The 15,630-nt window shown below is 70.2% G+C and carries 13 protein-coding genes; 5 read left to right on the top strand and 8 right to left on the bottom strand.

Annotation, left to right across the window (positions count from 1 at the left end):
• Positions 1 to 24 precede the first annotated feature (24 nt).
• From AB0N03_RS47870 to AB0N03_RS47845, 6 genes are read right to left on the bottom strand one after another with little or no spacing between them, the layout of a single operon-like run.
• Positions 25 to 765 carry an SDR family NAD(P)-dependent oxidoreductase gene (locus AB0N03_RS47870; RefSeq protein WP_364387408.1) on the bottom strand — a complete coding sequence of 247 codons (741 nt, stop codon included), beginning with the start codon at positions 763 to 765 and terminating at the stop codon, positions 25 to 27.
• Entirely contained in the window at positions 762 to 1,682 is a 921-nt protein-coding gene (locus AB0N03_RS47865) for a 3-keto-5-aminohexanoate cleavage protein (RefSeq protein WP_364387406.1), read from the bottom strand. Before AB0N03_RS47865 ends, AB0N03_RS47870 begins: the two co-directional genes overlap by 4 nt.
• Positions 1,682 to 2,521, bottom strand: coding sequence for an LLM class flavin-dependent oxidoreductase (locus tag AB0N03_RS47860; RefSeq protein ID WP_364387404.1), 840 nt, complete (start codon positions 2,519 to 2,521; stop codon positions 1,682 to 1,684). Before AB0N03_RS47860 ends, AB0N03_RS47865 begins: the two co-directional genes overlap by 1 nt.
• Positions 2,518 to 3,288 (bottom strand): aldolase/citrate lyase family protein, encoded by a 771-nt coding sequence (locus tag AB0N03_RS47855; protein ID WP_364387402.1) that lies wholly within the window; start codon positions 3,286 to 3,288, stop codon positions 2,518 to 2,520. Before AB0N03_RS47855 ends, AB0N03_RS47860 begins: the two co-directional genes overlap by 4 nt.
• A complete protein-coding gene (locus tag AB0N03_RS47850; RefSeq protein ID WP_364387400.1) occupies positions 3,285 to 4,163 on the bottom strand; it encodes a hypothetical protein in 879 nt (292 codons plus the stop codon). The genes AB0N03_RS47855 and AB0N03_RS47850 overlap by 4 nt, the downstream gene beginning before the upstream one ends.
• 11 nt (positions 4,164 to 4,174) lie before the next feature.
• Positions 4,175 to 5,065 (bottom strand): DUF6282 family protein, encoded by an 891-nt coding sequence (locus AB0N03_RS47845; protein WP_364387399.1) that lies wholly within the window; start codon positions 5,063 to 5,065, stop codon positions 4,175 to 4,177.
• 150 nt (positions 5,066 to 5,215) lie between these two features.
• Here AB0N03_RS47845 and AB0N03_RS47840 point away from each other — a divergent pair, with 150 nt between their 5' ends.
• The gene (locus AB0N03_RS47840; RefSeq protein WP_364387397.1) at positions 5,216 to 6,577 is read left to right on the top strand and encodes an MFS transporter; all 1,362 of its coding nucleotides are present in this window, start codon (positions 5,216 to 5,218) and stop codon (positions 6,575 to 6,577) included.
• Positions 6,578 to 7,585 (top strand): hypothetical protein, encoded by a 1,008-nt coding sequence (locus AB0N03_RS47835; protein WP_364387395.1) that lies wholly within the window; start codon positions 6,578 to 6,580, stop codon positions 7,583 to 7,585.
• Here AB0N03_RS47835 and AB0N03_RS47830 read toward each other — a convergent pair.
• A complete protein-coding gene (locus AB0N03_RS47830) occupies positions 7,552 to 8,343 on the bottom strand; it encodes an IclR family transcriptional regulator (protein WP_364387393.1) in 792 nt (263 codons plus the stop codon). The two genes, AB0N03_RS47835 and AB0N03_RS47830, sit on opposite strands and share 34 nt — an antisense overlap.
• Before the next feature lie 250 nt (positions 8,344 to 8,593).
• Here AB0N03_RS47830 and AB0N03_RS47825 point away from each other — a divergent pair, with 250 nt between their 5' ends.
• Genes AB0N03_RS47825 through AB0N03_RS47815 form a run of 3 tightly spaced genes read left to right on the top strand, consistent with a single transcriptional unit; the run spans position 8,594 to position 14,088 of the window.
• Positions 8,594 to 10,399, top strand: coding sequence for an alpha-L-fucosidase (locus AB0N03_RS47825; RefSeq protein WP_364387391.1), 1,806 nt, complete (start codon positions 8,594 to 8,596; stop codon positions 10,397 to 10,399).
• Between the two features lie 9 nt (positions 10,400 to 10,408).
• Positions 10,409 to 12,262: a beta-N-acetylglucosaminidase domain-containing protein gene (locus AB0N03_RS47820; RefSeq protein WP_364387389.1), complete on the top strand. Its 1,854-nt coding sequence runs from the start codon at positions 10,409 to 10,411 to the stop codon at positions 12,260 to 12,262.
• On the top strand, positions 12,259 to 14,088 hold the full coding sequence (locus AB0N03_RS47815) for a beta-galactosidase family protein (RefSeq protein ID WP_364387387.1): 1,830 nt from the start codon (positions 12,259 to 12,261) through the stop codon (positions 14,086 to 14,088). The genes AB0N03_RS47820 and AB0N03_RS47815 overlap by 4 nt, the downstream gene beginning before the upstream one ends.
• Before the next feature lie 171 nt (positions 14,089 to 14,259).
• Here the strand turns inward: AB0N03_RS47815 and AB0N03_RS47810 are convergent, their stop codons facing one another.
• Complete coding sequence (locus AB0N03_RS47810) at positions 14,260 to 15,489, bottom strand: DUF222 domain-containing protein (protein WP_364387385.1); 1,230 nt, start codon at positions 15,487 to 15,489, stop codon at positions 14,260 to 14,262.
• Positions 15,490 to 15,630 lie beyond the last annotated feature (141 nt).

The following is a 15,630-nucleotide window of genomic DNA, read 5'->3' as shown; positions in this document are numbered from 1 at the left end:
TTCCTCAAGGGGGCCTTCACGAAGTCAGGCCGTGAAGCCGCCGTCGACCGGGAGGACCACTCCGCTCAGGTGGCTGGCCCGGTCGCTCAGCAGGAACGCCGCCGTCGAGCCGACTTCCGCGCCCGTGCCCGCTTTCCGCAACGGCGTCGCCGCGATCCGGGCCTCCACGCCGCCCGGGATGGTGCGGCGCAGCTCGTCCAGCATCGGCGTTTCCGTCGGGCCGGGCGCGATCACGTTGACGCGGATGCCCAGCGGCCCGAAGTCGTGGGCCGCGGTGCGGGTCAGGCCGATCACCGCGTGCTTCGTCGCCTGGTACGCGCCCATGCCCGAACTGCCGCGCAGGCCGCCGATGCTGCTCACGTTCACGATCGAGCCGGCACCCGCCATCGCGCGGACCTCCGCACGAAGGCACAGCCACGTGCCTTTCACGTTCACCGCCATGATCCGGTCGAAGTCCGCTTCGGACACTTCGTCGAGACGGCCGCTGCCACCCATCGCCGCGTTGTTGAACGCGCCGTCGAGGCGGCCGAAGCGCGAGACCGTGGCCGCCACGAAGGCGTCCACACTGGACGCGGACGTGATGTCACCCGTCGTGTAGGCGACGTCGTGGTCGGACAGCTCCGCGGCGAGTTTCGCCAAGGGTTCTTCCGTCCGCGCCACCAGCATCACCGAAGCGCCGTCGGCGGCGAACACCCGCGCCGCGTCCGCGCCGATGCCCGAGCTGGCCCCGACGACCAGGACCACCTTTCCGGTCAGCAGGCTCATCCCTGTCCTCCTCGCAGTGCCAGCATCGCGCGGGCGTCGGCGGGCGTGGCGATCGGCTTGCCGAGATCCTCCACCACCGCCCGGATCTTCCGGACCTGCTGGGCGTTGCTCTCCGCGAGCTTGCCCTTGCCGATCCACAGGCTGTCCTCCAGACCGACCCGCACGTGCCCGCCGAGCCAGGCGCTGTGCGTGCCGAAGCCCATCTGGTCGCGGCCGGCGGCGAACGCCGAAAACGCGTAGTCGTCGCCGAAGAGCTTGTCCGCGATCCGGACCATGTGCTCCAGGTTCGCGTGGTCGGCGCCGATCCCGCCCAGGACGCCGAACACGCCCTGGATCAGCAGCGGCGGTTTCGCCAGCCCGAGCTCGGCGAAATACGCCAGCGAGTACAGGTGCCCGATGTCGTAGCACTCGTACTCGAACCGTGTCCCGGACTCGCCGAGCGTCCGGAGCGTGTGCTCGATCTTGTCGAAGGTGTTCACGAACGGCTTCGAGTACGTGGTGAGCACGTACGGCTTTTCCCAGTCGTGCTTCCACTCGGTCACCTTGTCGGCGATGCCGGAGTAGACGAAGTTCATCGACCCCATGTTCATCGACGCGAGCTCCGGCCGCAGCCGGTAGGCGGCCGCGAGCCGTTCGTCCATCGTCATCGAGGACGCGCCGCCGGTGGTGATGTTGATGACGGCGTCGGTCTCCGCGGTGATCCGCCCGACGATCTTCTCGAACACGTCGGGATCGGGCGTCGGACGACCGTCCGGCTCGCGGGCGTGCAGGTGCACGATGGCCGACCCGGCTTCGATGGCGGCCAAGGCGGCGTCGGCGACTTCGTCGGCGGACAGCGGCAGGTGCGGGCTCTGCGACGGGATGTTCACCGATCCCGTGATGGCGGTGGTGATGATGACCTTTTCGGCCGTGCGCATCAGTTCTCCTCTTCGGCGAGTGCGCGATAGGCGTCGAGTTTCGCGTCGTCGAGCGGGCCGACCAGGCTCAAGGCCACCTGCGTGGCGCCCGCGTCGTACTGCGCCCGCACCGCCTCGCGCACCTGGTCGGGCGTGCCGTAGGCGACGAGCGCGTCGAGCAGCCGGTCGGACCCCGGTGGCGCGAGGTCGGCGTCGGTGAAGCCGAGCCGGGTGAGCTTGGCGAGCTGGTGGGGGAGGGTCAGGTAGTAGGCGAGCCGGTCCCGGGCCACTTCGCGCGCCGCCGCCCGGGAACGACCGACCACCGCCCACTGGACGACGGACAGGAAGAGGTCCCCGATCGTTTCGCGCGCCCAGCGGGTGTGCTCGGGCGTGACGAGGAACGTGATCAGCCCGTCGGCGCGCTCGGCGGCCAGCCGCGTGATCCCCGCCGAATACGCACCGAGGACCCGCGGCACTCCGGTAGTCACCTTGTCGACGCCGTCGAGGTAGTCGCGCAGGAACGGGAGCGGCCCGATCCCGCGTTCGCGCACCGCCCCGCTGACCCCGAGCCCCAGCACGTACCGCCCGGGGTAGCCGGCCGCCAGATCCCGTGCGGCCGACCCCGCCGATTTCGGCACCCGTTCGAGGGCCCGCGCCACGCCGTTGCCGACGATCAAGGCCGACGTCGATGCCAAGACCAGGGAAGCGGTCGTGAACGCCTCGCGCCCGGCGACCTCGGGGATCCAGACCATGCGGTGGCCGTACTCCTCGAGCGCTCGCACGAACCGCACGACACCGTCGTGGTCCAGGTCGTCCAGCTCGGCGATCGACAGCGCGGTGCGCGGCAGGGACAGCGTCATGCGGTCGCGTCCCGGAACGCTCGGACCAGCTCGCGTGCGGCCTCGGCCAGCATCGTCGTGTCGTTGCTGAGCAGGACGAAGTCGCAGCCGTCGCGCACCGCCTGCGCGGCCTTGTCCGGGACGCCGCCGAACGCCAGCCCGCAGCGCTTCCCGGCGTCGTGCGCGGCCGCGACCGCCGAGGCGATCAGGTCGAGCACGTCGGGCGACGCCGGCGTCGAGCCCATCGACATCGACAGGTCCGCCGCGCCGACGAACACGGCGTCCACGGTGTCCAGGGCGAGCATTTCGGGCGCGGCCTTGATCGCTTCGACGCTCTCCAGCTGCGGGATGCACAGCACGTCGTCGTTGCCCGTCGCCAGGTATTCGGCGTTCGGCTTGAGCCCCCACGCCCCGGCCCGGCTGGTGCCGCCGGCGCCGCGGACGCCGTGGGGCGGGAACCGGCACGCCCGGCCGACGGCCGCCGCCTCTTCGACCGTGTCGACGTGCGGCACGAGGATGCCCATGGCGCCCGCGTCGAGGATCTTCTGGACCGTCGACGGCGTCTTGTCCGGCACCCGCACGATCGGCGTCATGCCGAGCGCGGCGGCGGTGTTGATCAGCCGGTATGCCGTCACCAGGTCGAGCGGCGCGTGCTCCAGGTCGACGACCACGAAGTCGAACCCGGCGAACGCCATGATCTCGGCCGGCTCGCCCGAGGCGATCTTCAGCCAGGTGCCGACGGGAGTGGTCTCGCGGGCGAACAGCCCGCCACCGGTGCGCGCGCTCACGGCTGTGACATCCGGGGCATCGGGTAGTCGTCGGCGTTCAGGACCCAGCCCGGTTTCTCCGAGAAGTCCACCCGCGGCGGGCTGAAGATGTCGATCAGCTGGTTGACGCCCGGATCGCTCGCCTCGGACGTGTGCACCGTGGGCGGCGGGATGACCGTCACCGACGGGCTGCCGATCCGCACGTGCTCGTCGTCGCGCCAGGTGGTGCTGTCGGGCAGCCACGGCGTGCGGATGTGGTGGACGTACTCGCCCCGCACGGCCAGCGAAAGCTGCTCGAAGTCGTCGTGGTGGTGCGGCGAAAGCTTGTGCGCGTCACGCGGCCCGTTCTGCAGGGGCAGGAAGTTCACCATGAACGACCGGGTGCGGAAGATCCGCCCGAACCGCTTCGGGTCGTCCGGAACGTCGGACAGCGGGTAGAAGCGCACGCGCGGTTCGGCCGGTTCCGGCCAGCGCTCCAGCAGCGTGACCCGCGGGTGGTCCTCGGCGTACGCGGCCGCGTTGGCGACGCGATCCAGCCACGCCGGTTCGGTGGCTTCGACCAGCCGGACGAGCGGGCCGTCGCCGTGAACGCCGATCCGCGACGCACCGGGCGGGACGACGACGAGCCCGGGGGAGTCGACCTTCGTGGCGCCGTCGCCGGTCAGCACGGTGAACGCGGGGGAGGCGTCGGTGACGACGATCGCCAGCTCGCCGTCCAGGGTGCCGTTGTCCAAGTCGTCGCCGTCGTGGGCGTCGGTGTGGATGAGGATGACGTTCTGCGCGCGCACCACCGGGGTCGCGCGCAGGTCGAGGTACTGCGCGGCGGTGATCGCGGCGCCGCTGTCGGGCCGGGCCGCGGTGGCCAGCGCCGACCGGGGATCGTCGTTTTCGTACACGAGAGGTCCTTTCAGGCGTCGAGGTTCAGCAGGTACGTCGGGTTGTCGCGGACCATCCGCCGCAGGTCCTTCTCCGGCAGGCCGAGGTCGAGCAGTGCCTCGCCGACGCGCAGCCACGCGTCGACCGGCTTCGGGTTGGCCTTCTGCCCGAAGTCCGACGCCAGCACGGTGTGCTCCGGGCCGAGTGCCTCGATCCAGGTCAGAAGGTTCTTCGGGTCCCACTTCTGGGTGCCCTCGGGGTCGTACATGCCGACCTCGTGCTCGATGAACGCGCCGAGCTCGATCAGCTCGCGGCAGAGGGCCGGGTCGGCGCCGATGACGAAGTCCGGGTGGCTGACGACCATCCGGGTCATGCCGCGTTCGTTGGCCGCCTGGAACAGCGTCTTGATGTACTCGGGGTACATGTGCCCGCCGTTGAGGACGGCCTGCTGCTCTTTGATCTCGTCGAGGATCTCGATCGCCTCGGGCTTGAGGGCGCCTTCGCCGTCGACGATGTCGATGCGCTCGAGCGTGAGCGGGACGGTGGTCGTCGGGAAGGCGCCGTCCTCGGGGTGGCAGTCGATGTGCCGGCCGGAGGAGATCGTCGGGAACCAGACGACCTTGCCGCCCATGCGCAGGGTCATCCGCACGGCGTGGACGTTGAGCCCGCCGACCGTGCTGTTCAGCGCGATACCGCCGAAGGCTTGCGCCTTGACGCCCTCGAGCCGGCCCTTCATCGCGAGGACGTCCATCTGGGTGTTGTGGTGGTGGGACTTCGCGACCATGGCGCGCATCCCGATGCGCGCGCCGTCCTGCGCGGCCTCGACGTGGTCGAAGCGGCGGGGGAACGGGCTGGGGCCGGAGTGGACGTGCATGTCGACCAAGCCGTCCAGGACGGAGGCGATCGCGGGACGCGGGCTCATGAGCGGCCTTTCGGTTCACATTATGAAGTCAAAGTTCACTATAAGACCGGCTGTCAACCCTGTGACCGCTCTTGTGCATCGGCGGACCCGTATTTAGAGTGTCTGACGTTCACTTGGTGAACATTCAGTTCGGAGTAACGGAGGACGCTGATGTCCACACCGCCCAGCGCCGCAGAGGCGGCCGCCCGACCCGGTACCCCGCACGGCCCGGACGCGGCCAAGGTGCGCGCCGCGGTCCGCGGCGGGACGCTCGCCTACTTCGTCGACCAGTTCGACATCTACCTGCCGATCGTCGTGCTGGCCCCGGCGACGGCGTACTTCCAGGCGGCCAACCTCAGCGCGAGCACGACGGCGCTGCTGGCGTCCCTGGTGTTCGCCTCGACGCTGATCGGCCGCCCGCTCGGCGCGATCATCTTCGGCCACTTCGCCGACACGGTCGGGCGCAAGCGCACGACGCTGGTCGCGGTCGGCGGCTTCGGGATCATCACGCTGCTGACCGCGTGCCTGCCCGGGCACGAGACGATCGGGATGTGGTCGGTCGGCATCCTCATCGCGCTGAGGTTCGTCGACGGGATCTTCCTCGGCGGCGAATACACGACGGCGGTGCCGCTGGCGATGGAGTGGAGCCCGAAGCACAAGCGCGGCCTCTACGCCTCGATCATCACGTCGACCTCGCCCCTCGCCTACGCCGTGATCGCCGCGATCACGCTGCTGATGCTGCAGCTGCTGCCGGCCGCCGGCCTGCACAGCGCGTACGTCCAGTGGGGCTGGCGGATCCCGTTCTTCGTCGGCGCGCTGCTGGCGGCCGTGCTGTTCCGCTACTACCAGAAGCAGGTGCACGAGCCGCCGACCGAGCTGACCGGCGAGAAGCACAAGCTGCCGTTCGTCCGGCTGGTGAAGAAGTACCCGCGGGCGCTGGGCCAGGTGTTCATCCTGATGACCGGCACGTGGCTCGCGACCAACATGGAAGCCGCCGTGACGCCGGCGCAGCTGAAGGCGCACCTGGACCTGTCGAGCAAAGAGGTCACCCTGACCATGCTCGTCATCAACGCGGCCGCCGCGCTGTCCTACCCGGTGTTCGGGGTGCTGTCCCAGCGCATCGGGCGGCGGCGGTTCTACATCGGCTACGGCTTGTCGATGGTCGTGATCGGCGCGGGTTCCTACACGCTGCTGATGGCCTCGAACGGCGGCTTCGGCGCGGCGCTCGGCTTCGGCGTGCTCATCGGGGTGTTCACCGTCGGCACGTTCGGCCCGATCGCGGCGTACCTGACCGAGCGGTTCCCGGCGAGCATCCGCTCGACCGGCTACGGCGTCGGCTACAGCCTCGCGCTCATCGCCCCGGCGTTCTACCAGTTCTACCTGCAGCGCTTCGACGGCTTCATGCCCGCGCACCTCGCCCCGGGTGTCCTGATCGTCCTCGCCGGCCTGCTGATCAGCCTCGGCGGCTTCCTGGGGCCGGAGACCAAGGACGTCGACATGGCCGACGACAGCACGATTCCGGCACTGTCCTGAATGGACGTCGGAGGCCTGGCTGCCGCCAATCCGGTGTGGGTCGGCTCGTCCGAGCTGACCATGACCCTGGAGGGGATCACCGCGTGCGTCGACGCGGGCGCCGGGGCGGTGGTGGCCAAGTCGGTGAACGAAAGCGCCGCCGCCCGGCGTCAGCTGGACATCTCGGACTACGCCTTCGTTTCAGGCGATCTGCGGGTGCGGTCCCCGGGCTCGGCCGCACTCGGTGACGGCCTGCTCAACCGGTCCGGCCTCGCCCGGGTGGAGCTGGACCATTGGCTGTCGGTGCTCGCGGATGCCGTGTCGTACGGCCGCCCGCGGGGGTGCCCGGTGGTCGGCAGCATCACCCTCGGCGACCCGGCTGCCGCCGCGCGGATCGGCCGCTCGATGGCCACCGTCGTCCCGGCCGTGGAACTCAACATCGGCGCACCGCACGGGCGTGAAGCTCGCGCGGTGCGTCAGCTGACCGAAGTGGACGGTGTGGCCGCCGCGGTGCGAGTCGTCCGAGCGGCGGTCGGCGTTCCGCTGTTCGTCAAGCTGCCCGGGCAGGCGTCCGACGTCGTCGCGCTCGCCCGGGCCGCCCGGTCGGCGGGCGCGGACGCGGTCGGGCTGGTCGGCCGGTACCCTGGCTTCCTGCCCGACCTCGACGGCGGCGCGGTGCTCGGCTCCTGGGGCGCGTGGAGCTCACCGGGTTGTCTTCCGATGAGCCTTTACTGGGTGAGCAAGGCTTTCGCGGCCCTCGACGCACCGCTGATCGGCACGAACGGCGCCCGGACGGTGGACGATGTGCTGCGGTTCCTGGCTTCGGGCGCGCGGGCCGTCGAAGTCGTCACGGCGTTGTGGGTCGGCGGCCCACCGGTGCTCCGAGAGCTGGTCGACGGGGTTGCCGGGGTCCAGGACGACTTCATCGGCAGCGCGCTGGCCGGAGCACGCGAGTACGCGGACATCGCACCGCTGCCCGCGCCGGCGTGGCTGCCCTACACCGCGCGCTGGATGTCGTCGGGCCGGTAGTGTCCGCCCAGCTCGTGGGTGAGCTCGCGCGCGGTGTCGACCACGACCCGCAGCTCGGGTGTGTCGTCGCCCATCGACAGCGTGTTGTCCGGGCCCACGATCGCGATCGTGGCGCAGATGCCGTACTCGTCGAAGACCGGCGCGGCCACCGCGACGATGCCGGGCGTGCTCATGGCCGAGCAGTGGCCGGCCGCGCGCACCCGGTCGACGTCGGCGCGCAGCTCGTCGCGCGCGGTGCCGGACAGGTTGCCGATCAGGCGTTCCATCGACAGCTGGTCGGCGTGGTAGGCGAGGAAAACCTTGCTCTGCGCGGTGTCCAGCGGCAGGTGGCTGCCGACCCGCACGGAGACGATGACGATGGTCGAGGGGTTCTCCTCGACCCGCGAGACCACCGGGCCGGTGAGGCCCCAGAGGCTGAGCACGACGCTGGTCTGCGTGGCGCGCGAGAGCGCCTGCATGTGCCGCGGCGCCAGGTTGACGACGCGGCGGTGGCCGATGGCGAACGCGCCGAGCTGCAGCAGCAGGCCGCCGGGCACGTAGCTGCCCTCGGCACTGCGTTCCAGGAGGCCGGCCGCGACGAGCGACGTGCAGTACCGGTACGCCGTCGTGCGGTTGAGACCGAGCCGTTCGGCCACTTCGCCGGCGGTCAGCTCCGGGGTCGCCGGGTCGAACAGCGAGAGGATCTGGCTGACCCGGCTCACCGCCTGGATGTCCGCCTGGTCGGCGCGGGCGTCCGGGGACCGAGTCGGTTTGGTCACGGAAAGCCTCCGCCGAAGTCTGGAATCGCTGTTCACTTCGTGAACACGGACATCAGGCTACCGGACCGGACGCTGCCGCTTGACCCATCGGATCAATCTCCTTCGAAAGTCGGTCCGGTGGCTTGTCCACGACATTCGTTGTCATCTGGTCAGGTATAGACATCCGATGGATGGCCGACCTAGTCTGACGATCGTCCACCCCGTCTCGCCGCCGCCGGGCTCGTGGCCGCGGTCCGTCACGAGGAGAGTCATGACGTTTCGCGGTTTGGTCCTCGCGGTCGCCGTCGTTTCCGGCACGCTGGTGGCGCTCCCGGCCGTCGCGGCCGAGAGCTGCGGCGGGCCGATCAAGCCCGCCAGCATCATGGCAGTCAACGCTTGCGACAGCCCGGACCGCGTCGTCGCGAAGGCCGCGGCCGTCATCCCGCGGAAGGGACAGCTGGCCTGGCAGCAACGGCCGGTCACGGCGTTCACGCACTTCGGGATGAACACGTTCACCGACCGCGAATGGGGCTCCGGCGCCGAGCGTGAAGCCACCTTCACGCCGCCGTCCGTCGACACCGCGCAGTGGATGCGGTCCCTCAAGGCCGCCGGCGTCACGCAGGTGATGCTCACCGCCAAGCACCACGACGGCTTCGTCCTCTACCCGACGCGCTACACCAACCACTCGGTGGTCGCGAGCCGGTGGTGGGTGACTCCCGGTTGCGCCGACCCGGCCCGCGAGGCGGCGGAGGCCGCGCGGGGTCAGGACCCGTCCGCCTACTGGCAGACGCGGAACACCAGCTGCGTCAACCCGCGCGGCGACATCCTGCGCGACTACGTCGACTCCGCGCGCGCCGCCGGTCTCAAGGTCGGCGTCTACCTGTCGCCCGCCGACGGCGCCGAACTGCCCAAGACGTTCTTCGCCGACGAGGTGCGGCGCATCGAAGCGAAGGTCGCGGCCGGGCAGCCGTTGAGCATCGAAGAACAAGCCACCTACGAAGACCGCGCGAGCGCCCCGCAGGGGCAGGGCCGCTACGGGACGAACAGCCCGGTCACCCGCCGGACCATCCCGACGCTCGTGCCGCACGACGACCGCACGGCCGCGCTCGCTCGTGGCCAGCTGCCGAAGTTCACCGTCGACGAGGACGACTACAACGCCTACTACCTCAACCAGATCTACGAGCTGTTCACCCAGTACGGCCCGATCGACGAGCTGTGGCTGGACGGCGCGAACCCCTGGCGCGACCACGGGATCAGCGAAACCTACGACTTCACGACGTGGTTCGAGCTGATCCACGCGCTGTCCCCGGACACCGTCACCTTCGCCGGGCCCGCCGGGGTGCGCTGGGTCGGCAACGAGGCCGGGCAGGCGCGCGAGACCGAGTGGAGTGCGCTCCCGACGACCGGCGACCCCCGGACCGCACACAACGAAGAGCTGTTCCTCGGCGGCGCGACCGCCGCCGACCTCGGGTCGCGCCAAAAGCTGGCCGATCCGTCGGTGCGGTACCTGCAGTGGGCGCCCGCGGAATCCGACGTCTCGATCCGGCCGGGCTGGTTCTTCCACCCTTCCGAACAGCCGAAGTCCGCCGCCCAGCTGGTCGAGACCTACCGCCGGACGGTCGGGCGGAACTCGTCGCTGCTGCTGAACGTCCCACCCGGCCCGGACGGCCGGATCGCGCCCGCCGACACCGCCGCGCTGGCCGGCTTCGGGCAGTCGATCGCCCGGACGGAAGGTCGCAACCTCGCCGAGGGCGGTCCCGCGGCCGTCACGGATTCCTCGCTCACCACGGCGAAACCGCTGGATCGCCCGCTCGACATCCGGCTGCCCCGGCCGGTCACGTTCGACCAGATCCGGCTCGGCGAGGACATCACGCGCGGCCAGCACGTGGAAGGCGCGCTCGTGCAGGCCGAGATCGGCGGCACCTGGCAGACCCTCGCCACGGTGACGACGATCGGCTACACCCGCCTGGTCACGTTGCCCGCGCCGGTGACCGCCGGCCGGCTTCGCGTCGTCGTCACGCAGTCCCGCGCCACGCCGTACTTGGCCACCTTCGCGTTGTACCGCACCGCCGCCTGAAAGGGAGCCATGACCCGCCACCGAGCCCTGTTCGCCGCCGTCGTTACGGTGGCCGCCACCCTCACCGCTGCCGGACCCGCTGCCGCCGGTGGCGCGCTTCCGGTGGTTTCCCCGGCCCCGCAGCAGATCGGCCGGACGTCCGCGGACGTGCCGCTGCCGTCGTCGGTAGCGCTCGTCACCGACCCCGGCACCGACCCGGCGGCCAAGGACCTGCTGACGTCGTTGTTGCGCGACCACGGCGTCACCGCCGGCGGCCACGGCCTGGCCATCCGGCTCGGCAGCACCGGTCGCGACGTTCCGGAGCAGGCCGAGGGGTACGCGCTGAACGTGTCCCGGGCCGGGATCACGATCGCCGGTCGCGACGGCGCCGGGCAGTACTACGGCGTGCAGACGCTGCGGCAGCTGTTCGTCCGCGCGGGACACGGCTGGGCGGTGAGCGGCGCGGCCGTGCGCGACTGGCCGAACATGGCCCTGCGCGGGTCGATCGAGGGCTTCTACGGTCCGCCGTGGACGACCGCGGACCGGCTGCGGCAGCTCGCGTTCCTCGGCGAGGTCAAGGCCAACACGTACATCTACAGCGCGAAGGACGACACCTACCTGCGCGCGAAGTGGCGTGATCCGTACCCGGCCGACGAGCTGGCCACGCTCGGGCAGCTCGTGCGGTCGGCCACGGCCCACCACGTCGAGTTCACGTACGCGCTCTCGCCCGGCGTCTCGGTCTGCTTCTCCTCACCGGCCGACATCGCGGCCGTCGAGGCGAAGTTCCAGTCCGTCTACGACCTCGGCGCCCGGTCGTTCTCGATGCCGTTCGACGACATCTCGTACACGAAGTGGAACTGTGACGCCGACCAGGCGGCCTTCGGGGCGCCCGGCCAGGCGGCGGCCGGCACGGCGCAGGTCTCGCTGCTCAACACGATCACCGAGCAGTTCGTGCAGACCCACGACGGTGTCCGTCCCCTGCAGACGGTGCCGACCGAGTACAGCGACCTGAAGGACTCGCCGTACAAGACGGAGCTGCGCGAGCACCTCGACCCGTCGGTGGTGGTGCAGTGGACCGGGACCGACGTCGTCCCGCCGAGCGTGACCACGGACGAAGCCGCGCAGGTCTCCGCGGTGTACGGGCGCAAGGTGTTCCTCTGGGACAACTACCCGGTGAACGACTACGAGCAGTCGGCCGGGCGGCTGCTGCTCGCGCCCTACGCGCAGCGGGAGGCCGGGCTTTCGCGGTACCTCAACGGGATCGTCGCCAACCCGATGAACCAGGAGGCGGCCAGCGAGGTCGCCGAGTTCGGTGCCGCGGACTTCGCGTGGAACGACGCGGGCTACGCGCCTTCGCGGTCGTGGCCGCAGGCGCTGGCGCGGTTGGCGGGCGGAGACCCGCGGGCGTCGGTGGCGCTGACGGTGTTCGCCGACCTCGAACACCTCGCACCGACGTTCGGCCCGACGCCGTGGCAGCCGCAGGCACCGGTGCTGGCCGCGCGGATTTCCGGGTTCTGGCAACGTTGGAACGCGGGGGACCACCGTGCGTTGGCCGACCTGCGCGCGTACGCCGTCCGGATTCGCGACGCGGCTTCTCTGGTTCGTGCCGGACGGGTCCAGGACGCGTTCGTGGCCGAGGCCGGGCCGTGGCTGGACGCGACGACGTTGTGGGGCGACGCGATGGTCACCCGGCTCGACGCCCTTTCCGCGTCTTCCCGGGGCGACCACGCTCGCGCTTCACGGCTCACCGCTCGTGCGGATGACCTGGTCACGCGGGCGCAGGCGGTGAAGACGGGCAACACCAACCGGTGGGGCGTCCGGCAGGCGCTCGTCGGCGACGGCGTCCTCGACACGTTCCTCGGCCGGCTTCGGGAGCAGTCATGAACTCGGTGAGCAGGCGGAGTTTCCTCGGCGGAGCGGCGGCGATCACAGCGGGCGCGGTCCTGGCCGGCCCGGCGGGAGCGGCAGGCCGCAGGGGTCTCAGCGTGTCCGGTGAACGGTTCCTGCTGGACGGCAAGCCGTTCCGGATCGTCTCGGGTGCGATTCACTACTTCCGCATCCACCCGGACCAGTGGCGCGACCGCCTTTCGCGGTTGAAGGCGCTGGGGCTGAACACGATCGAGACGTACGTGCCGTGGAACTTCCACCAGCCTGTGCCGGGCCGCGCCGACTTCAGCGGGTGGCGCGATCTGCCGGCGTTCGTGCGGATCGCGGGCGATCTCGGGTTCCAGGTGATCGTCCGGCCGAGTCCGTACATCTGCGCGGAGTGGGAGTTCGGCGGCCTCCCGGCGTGGCTGCTGGCCGACCGGAACCTGGAGCTGCGCTGCGCCGATCCCGCGTACCTGAAGGCCGTGGACGCGTGGTACGACCAGCTGATCCCGCGTCTGGTGCCGCTGGAGGCCCAGCACGGCGGACCGATCGTGGCGGTGCAGATCGAGAACGAGTACGGCAGCTACGGCAACGACACGAGCTACCTCGCCCACCTGCGCGACGGCCTGCGCGGCCGGGGCATGACGAGCCTGCTGTTCGCGGCCGACGGCGCGTCCGAGTTCTTCATGCGTTTCGGCTCGTTGCCGGGCACGCTGGAGGTCGGCACGGGCGACGGCGACCCGGCGCCGAGCGTGGCGGCGCTTCGGAAGTTCCAACCTGGTGCGCCGGTCATGATGGCGGAGTACTGGGACGGCTGGTTCGACCACTGGGGCGAGGAGCACGGCACGCGGGATCCGCGGCAGATTGCGTCCTATGTGGACAAGCTGCTCGCCACGGGCGCGTCGGTCAACCTCTACATGGCATGCGGCGGAACGAACTTCGGCTTCACGAGCGGCGCGAACACGTCGGGAACGACGTACCAGCCGACGGTGACCAGCTACGACTACGACTCCCCGGTCGGCGAGGCCGGCGACCTGGGCGCGAAGTTCACGGCGCTGCGGGCGGTGCTGACGAAGTACACAGGCGTGCCTCCGGGTCCGATCCCCGGGCGCTCTGTGAGGCTGCCGGCGCAGACGGTCACACCGTCGGGTGCTGTTTCCCTGCTGGACTCACTTTCGGTGCTGTCCGCGCCGGTCCGATCGGCCCACCCGGTACCGATGGAGCGCGTCGGCCAGGCGACGGGCCTGATCCACTACCGCACGACGGTGCAGGGGCCGCATTCGGGACCGCTGAGCATCCACGGCTTGGCGGACCGTGCGCTGGTGTTCGTCGACGGAGCGTTCCTGGGGGTGCTGGACCGCAACCAGCCGTCGGGAACACTGGATTTGTCGTTGGTGAAGCCGGCTACGCAGCTGGACATCCTGGTGGACGCGATGGGCCGGGTGAACTACGGCCCGTACCTGGCCGACCGCAAGGGCATCGACGGCTGGGTGGCGATGAGCACCCAGCAGAAGCTGTTCGGCTGGGAGATCCGCCCGTTGCCGCTGGACGACCTTTCGCGGTTGCGCTTCTCGTCCGCGCCGGTGTCCGGTCCGGCCTTCCACCGGGCGACGGTCGAGGTGGCGAGTCCCGAGGACGGTTTCGTCGCTTTGCCTGGGTGGGAGAAGGGGGTCGTCTGGTTGAACGGCTTCAATCTGGGACGGTATTGGAAGGTCGGGCCGCAGCGGACGTTGTATGCGCCGAAGCCGTTGTGGCGCCGGGGAGTGAACGAGATCGTGGTCTTGGAGCTGCATCGGCCTGGGGCGGCGATCGAGGTTCGTCCGGAGGCGGACTTGGGTTAGTGGTCTGTCGGGCTGGGTTGCGGCAGGCGGGGGCGGCGACCGAGTTCGTTGGAGCCGCCGGAGCCAAAGGACTTGCCGCGGCGCTGTCGACGAACTTTGGACGCGCGACACCAGCGCGTGGGTGCAGGCCCGTAGCCGGTGGCTGCGGGCCTTTCCCGTGTTCTCCTTGCGTCAGGCTGCGAAGGGGAGTGGTTGATGGAGGTTGTTGCGCCTGGGTTTTCGGCGTTTGTCCAGGAACACCGGCGGCAAGAACTCCGGGAGGCCGTCGGCGGCGATGCGGACTTGCCAGCCCGAGCGGTGCAACAGGCGGTGGTGGTGGGCGCACATCAGCACCATGTTGCCCAGCTCGGTAGGGCCGCCGTCAGCCCAATGCCGGACGTGGTGACCTTGACAGTGCCGGGGTGGACGATGACAGCCCGGGAAGACGCAGCCGCGGTCGCGCAGGTACAACGCGCGGCGGAGTCCGGGCGGGACCAGGCGGCGTTGCCGTCCGAGGTCGAGGGGTTCGCTCTTGCCACCGAGGACTGCGGGGATGAGCATGCAGTCGCAGGCGTGGATCCGAGCTTCGGCCGCGGACATCGTGCCCAGGTCACCGAGGATGGCCCGGCCGACACCGGACCTCAAGTCCTCCAGCGAGACCGCCACCATCACGTGGGCTCGTTCGCCGGCCTGCATCGGCAGGTCCGGGGAGTTCAACGCGAGGTCGATGGCGTCGGAGAAGGCGTCGCCGTAGCGTTCCTGCGGGGAGCGCAAGTCGGGGCCCTCGTCGCTGGTGCGGCGTTCGGCCAGCGCGTCGAGCAGAGCGCTGGCGCGGGAGCCGGTCTCGTCGTCGAAGCGGCCGTTCAACTCCCAGACCCCGGTTCTTTTGCGACGCAAGGAAAGCTCGCGGCCGGGGGTGGCCGGTTCGGCGGTGTCGGGTTCCTGGCCGTCCGGGTCCAGGTGGGCCAGGATCCGCGCACCCAGAGCGGCGACCTGCTTGTGCCCGGCGTCGTCGGCGAAGGCCAGCAGGTGCTGTTCGGCCTCGTCGCGGTGTTCGGGCGGGATCTGGGTCAGGGCGTCGACGATGGTGTCGATCATCGGGGTGCTCAACCGGCCCTCCGACGCGGCAGCGCCGGTGGCGGGAGCAACAGCGGAAACAGGTGTGCCGTCGAGGTTGTGGCCGGGCGCAAGGGCGCGGGCTCGCTTGACTACAGACTCAGCGGCAGCCTTGGGGACATCGGCCAGATGCTCGAAAAGCCGCGCGGCAGAGCGGTATCCGAAGAGTTCCATGACACCGCGCGACTCGATTTCCATGAGCAGAGAACCGATCTCGGCCTCGGCAGACCGCACAACAGTGAGCAGCGCGGAGATGCGGTCGGCCAGGGCCACCGCATCCGCTCGCATCACCGCTTCGCTGTCCACACACCAAGATTACCGGCAGACGAACGCATGTTCATCACTCAATCAGGGTAACTGTTCAGGCCATTTCCGGGACTTGAGCGTGACTGTGGGATGATCTTGTTGTGGGAGAAGGTGTCCGTCCTTCGTATGATGAGCTGGCCG

Origin of the sequence: Amycolatopsis sp. NPDC051061 (assembly GCF_040682935.1) — a bacterium.
In the GTDB taxonomy this organism is placed as follows: domain Bacteria; phylum Actinomycetota; class Actinomycetes; order Mycobacteriales; family Pseudonocardiaceae; genus Amycolatopsis.
The sequence above is the reverse complement of the archived record's forward strand: the minus strand, read 5'-3'. Positions and strand labels throughout refer to the sequence as shown.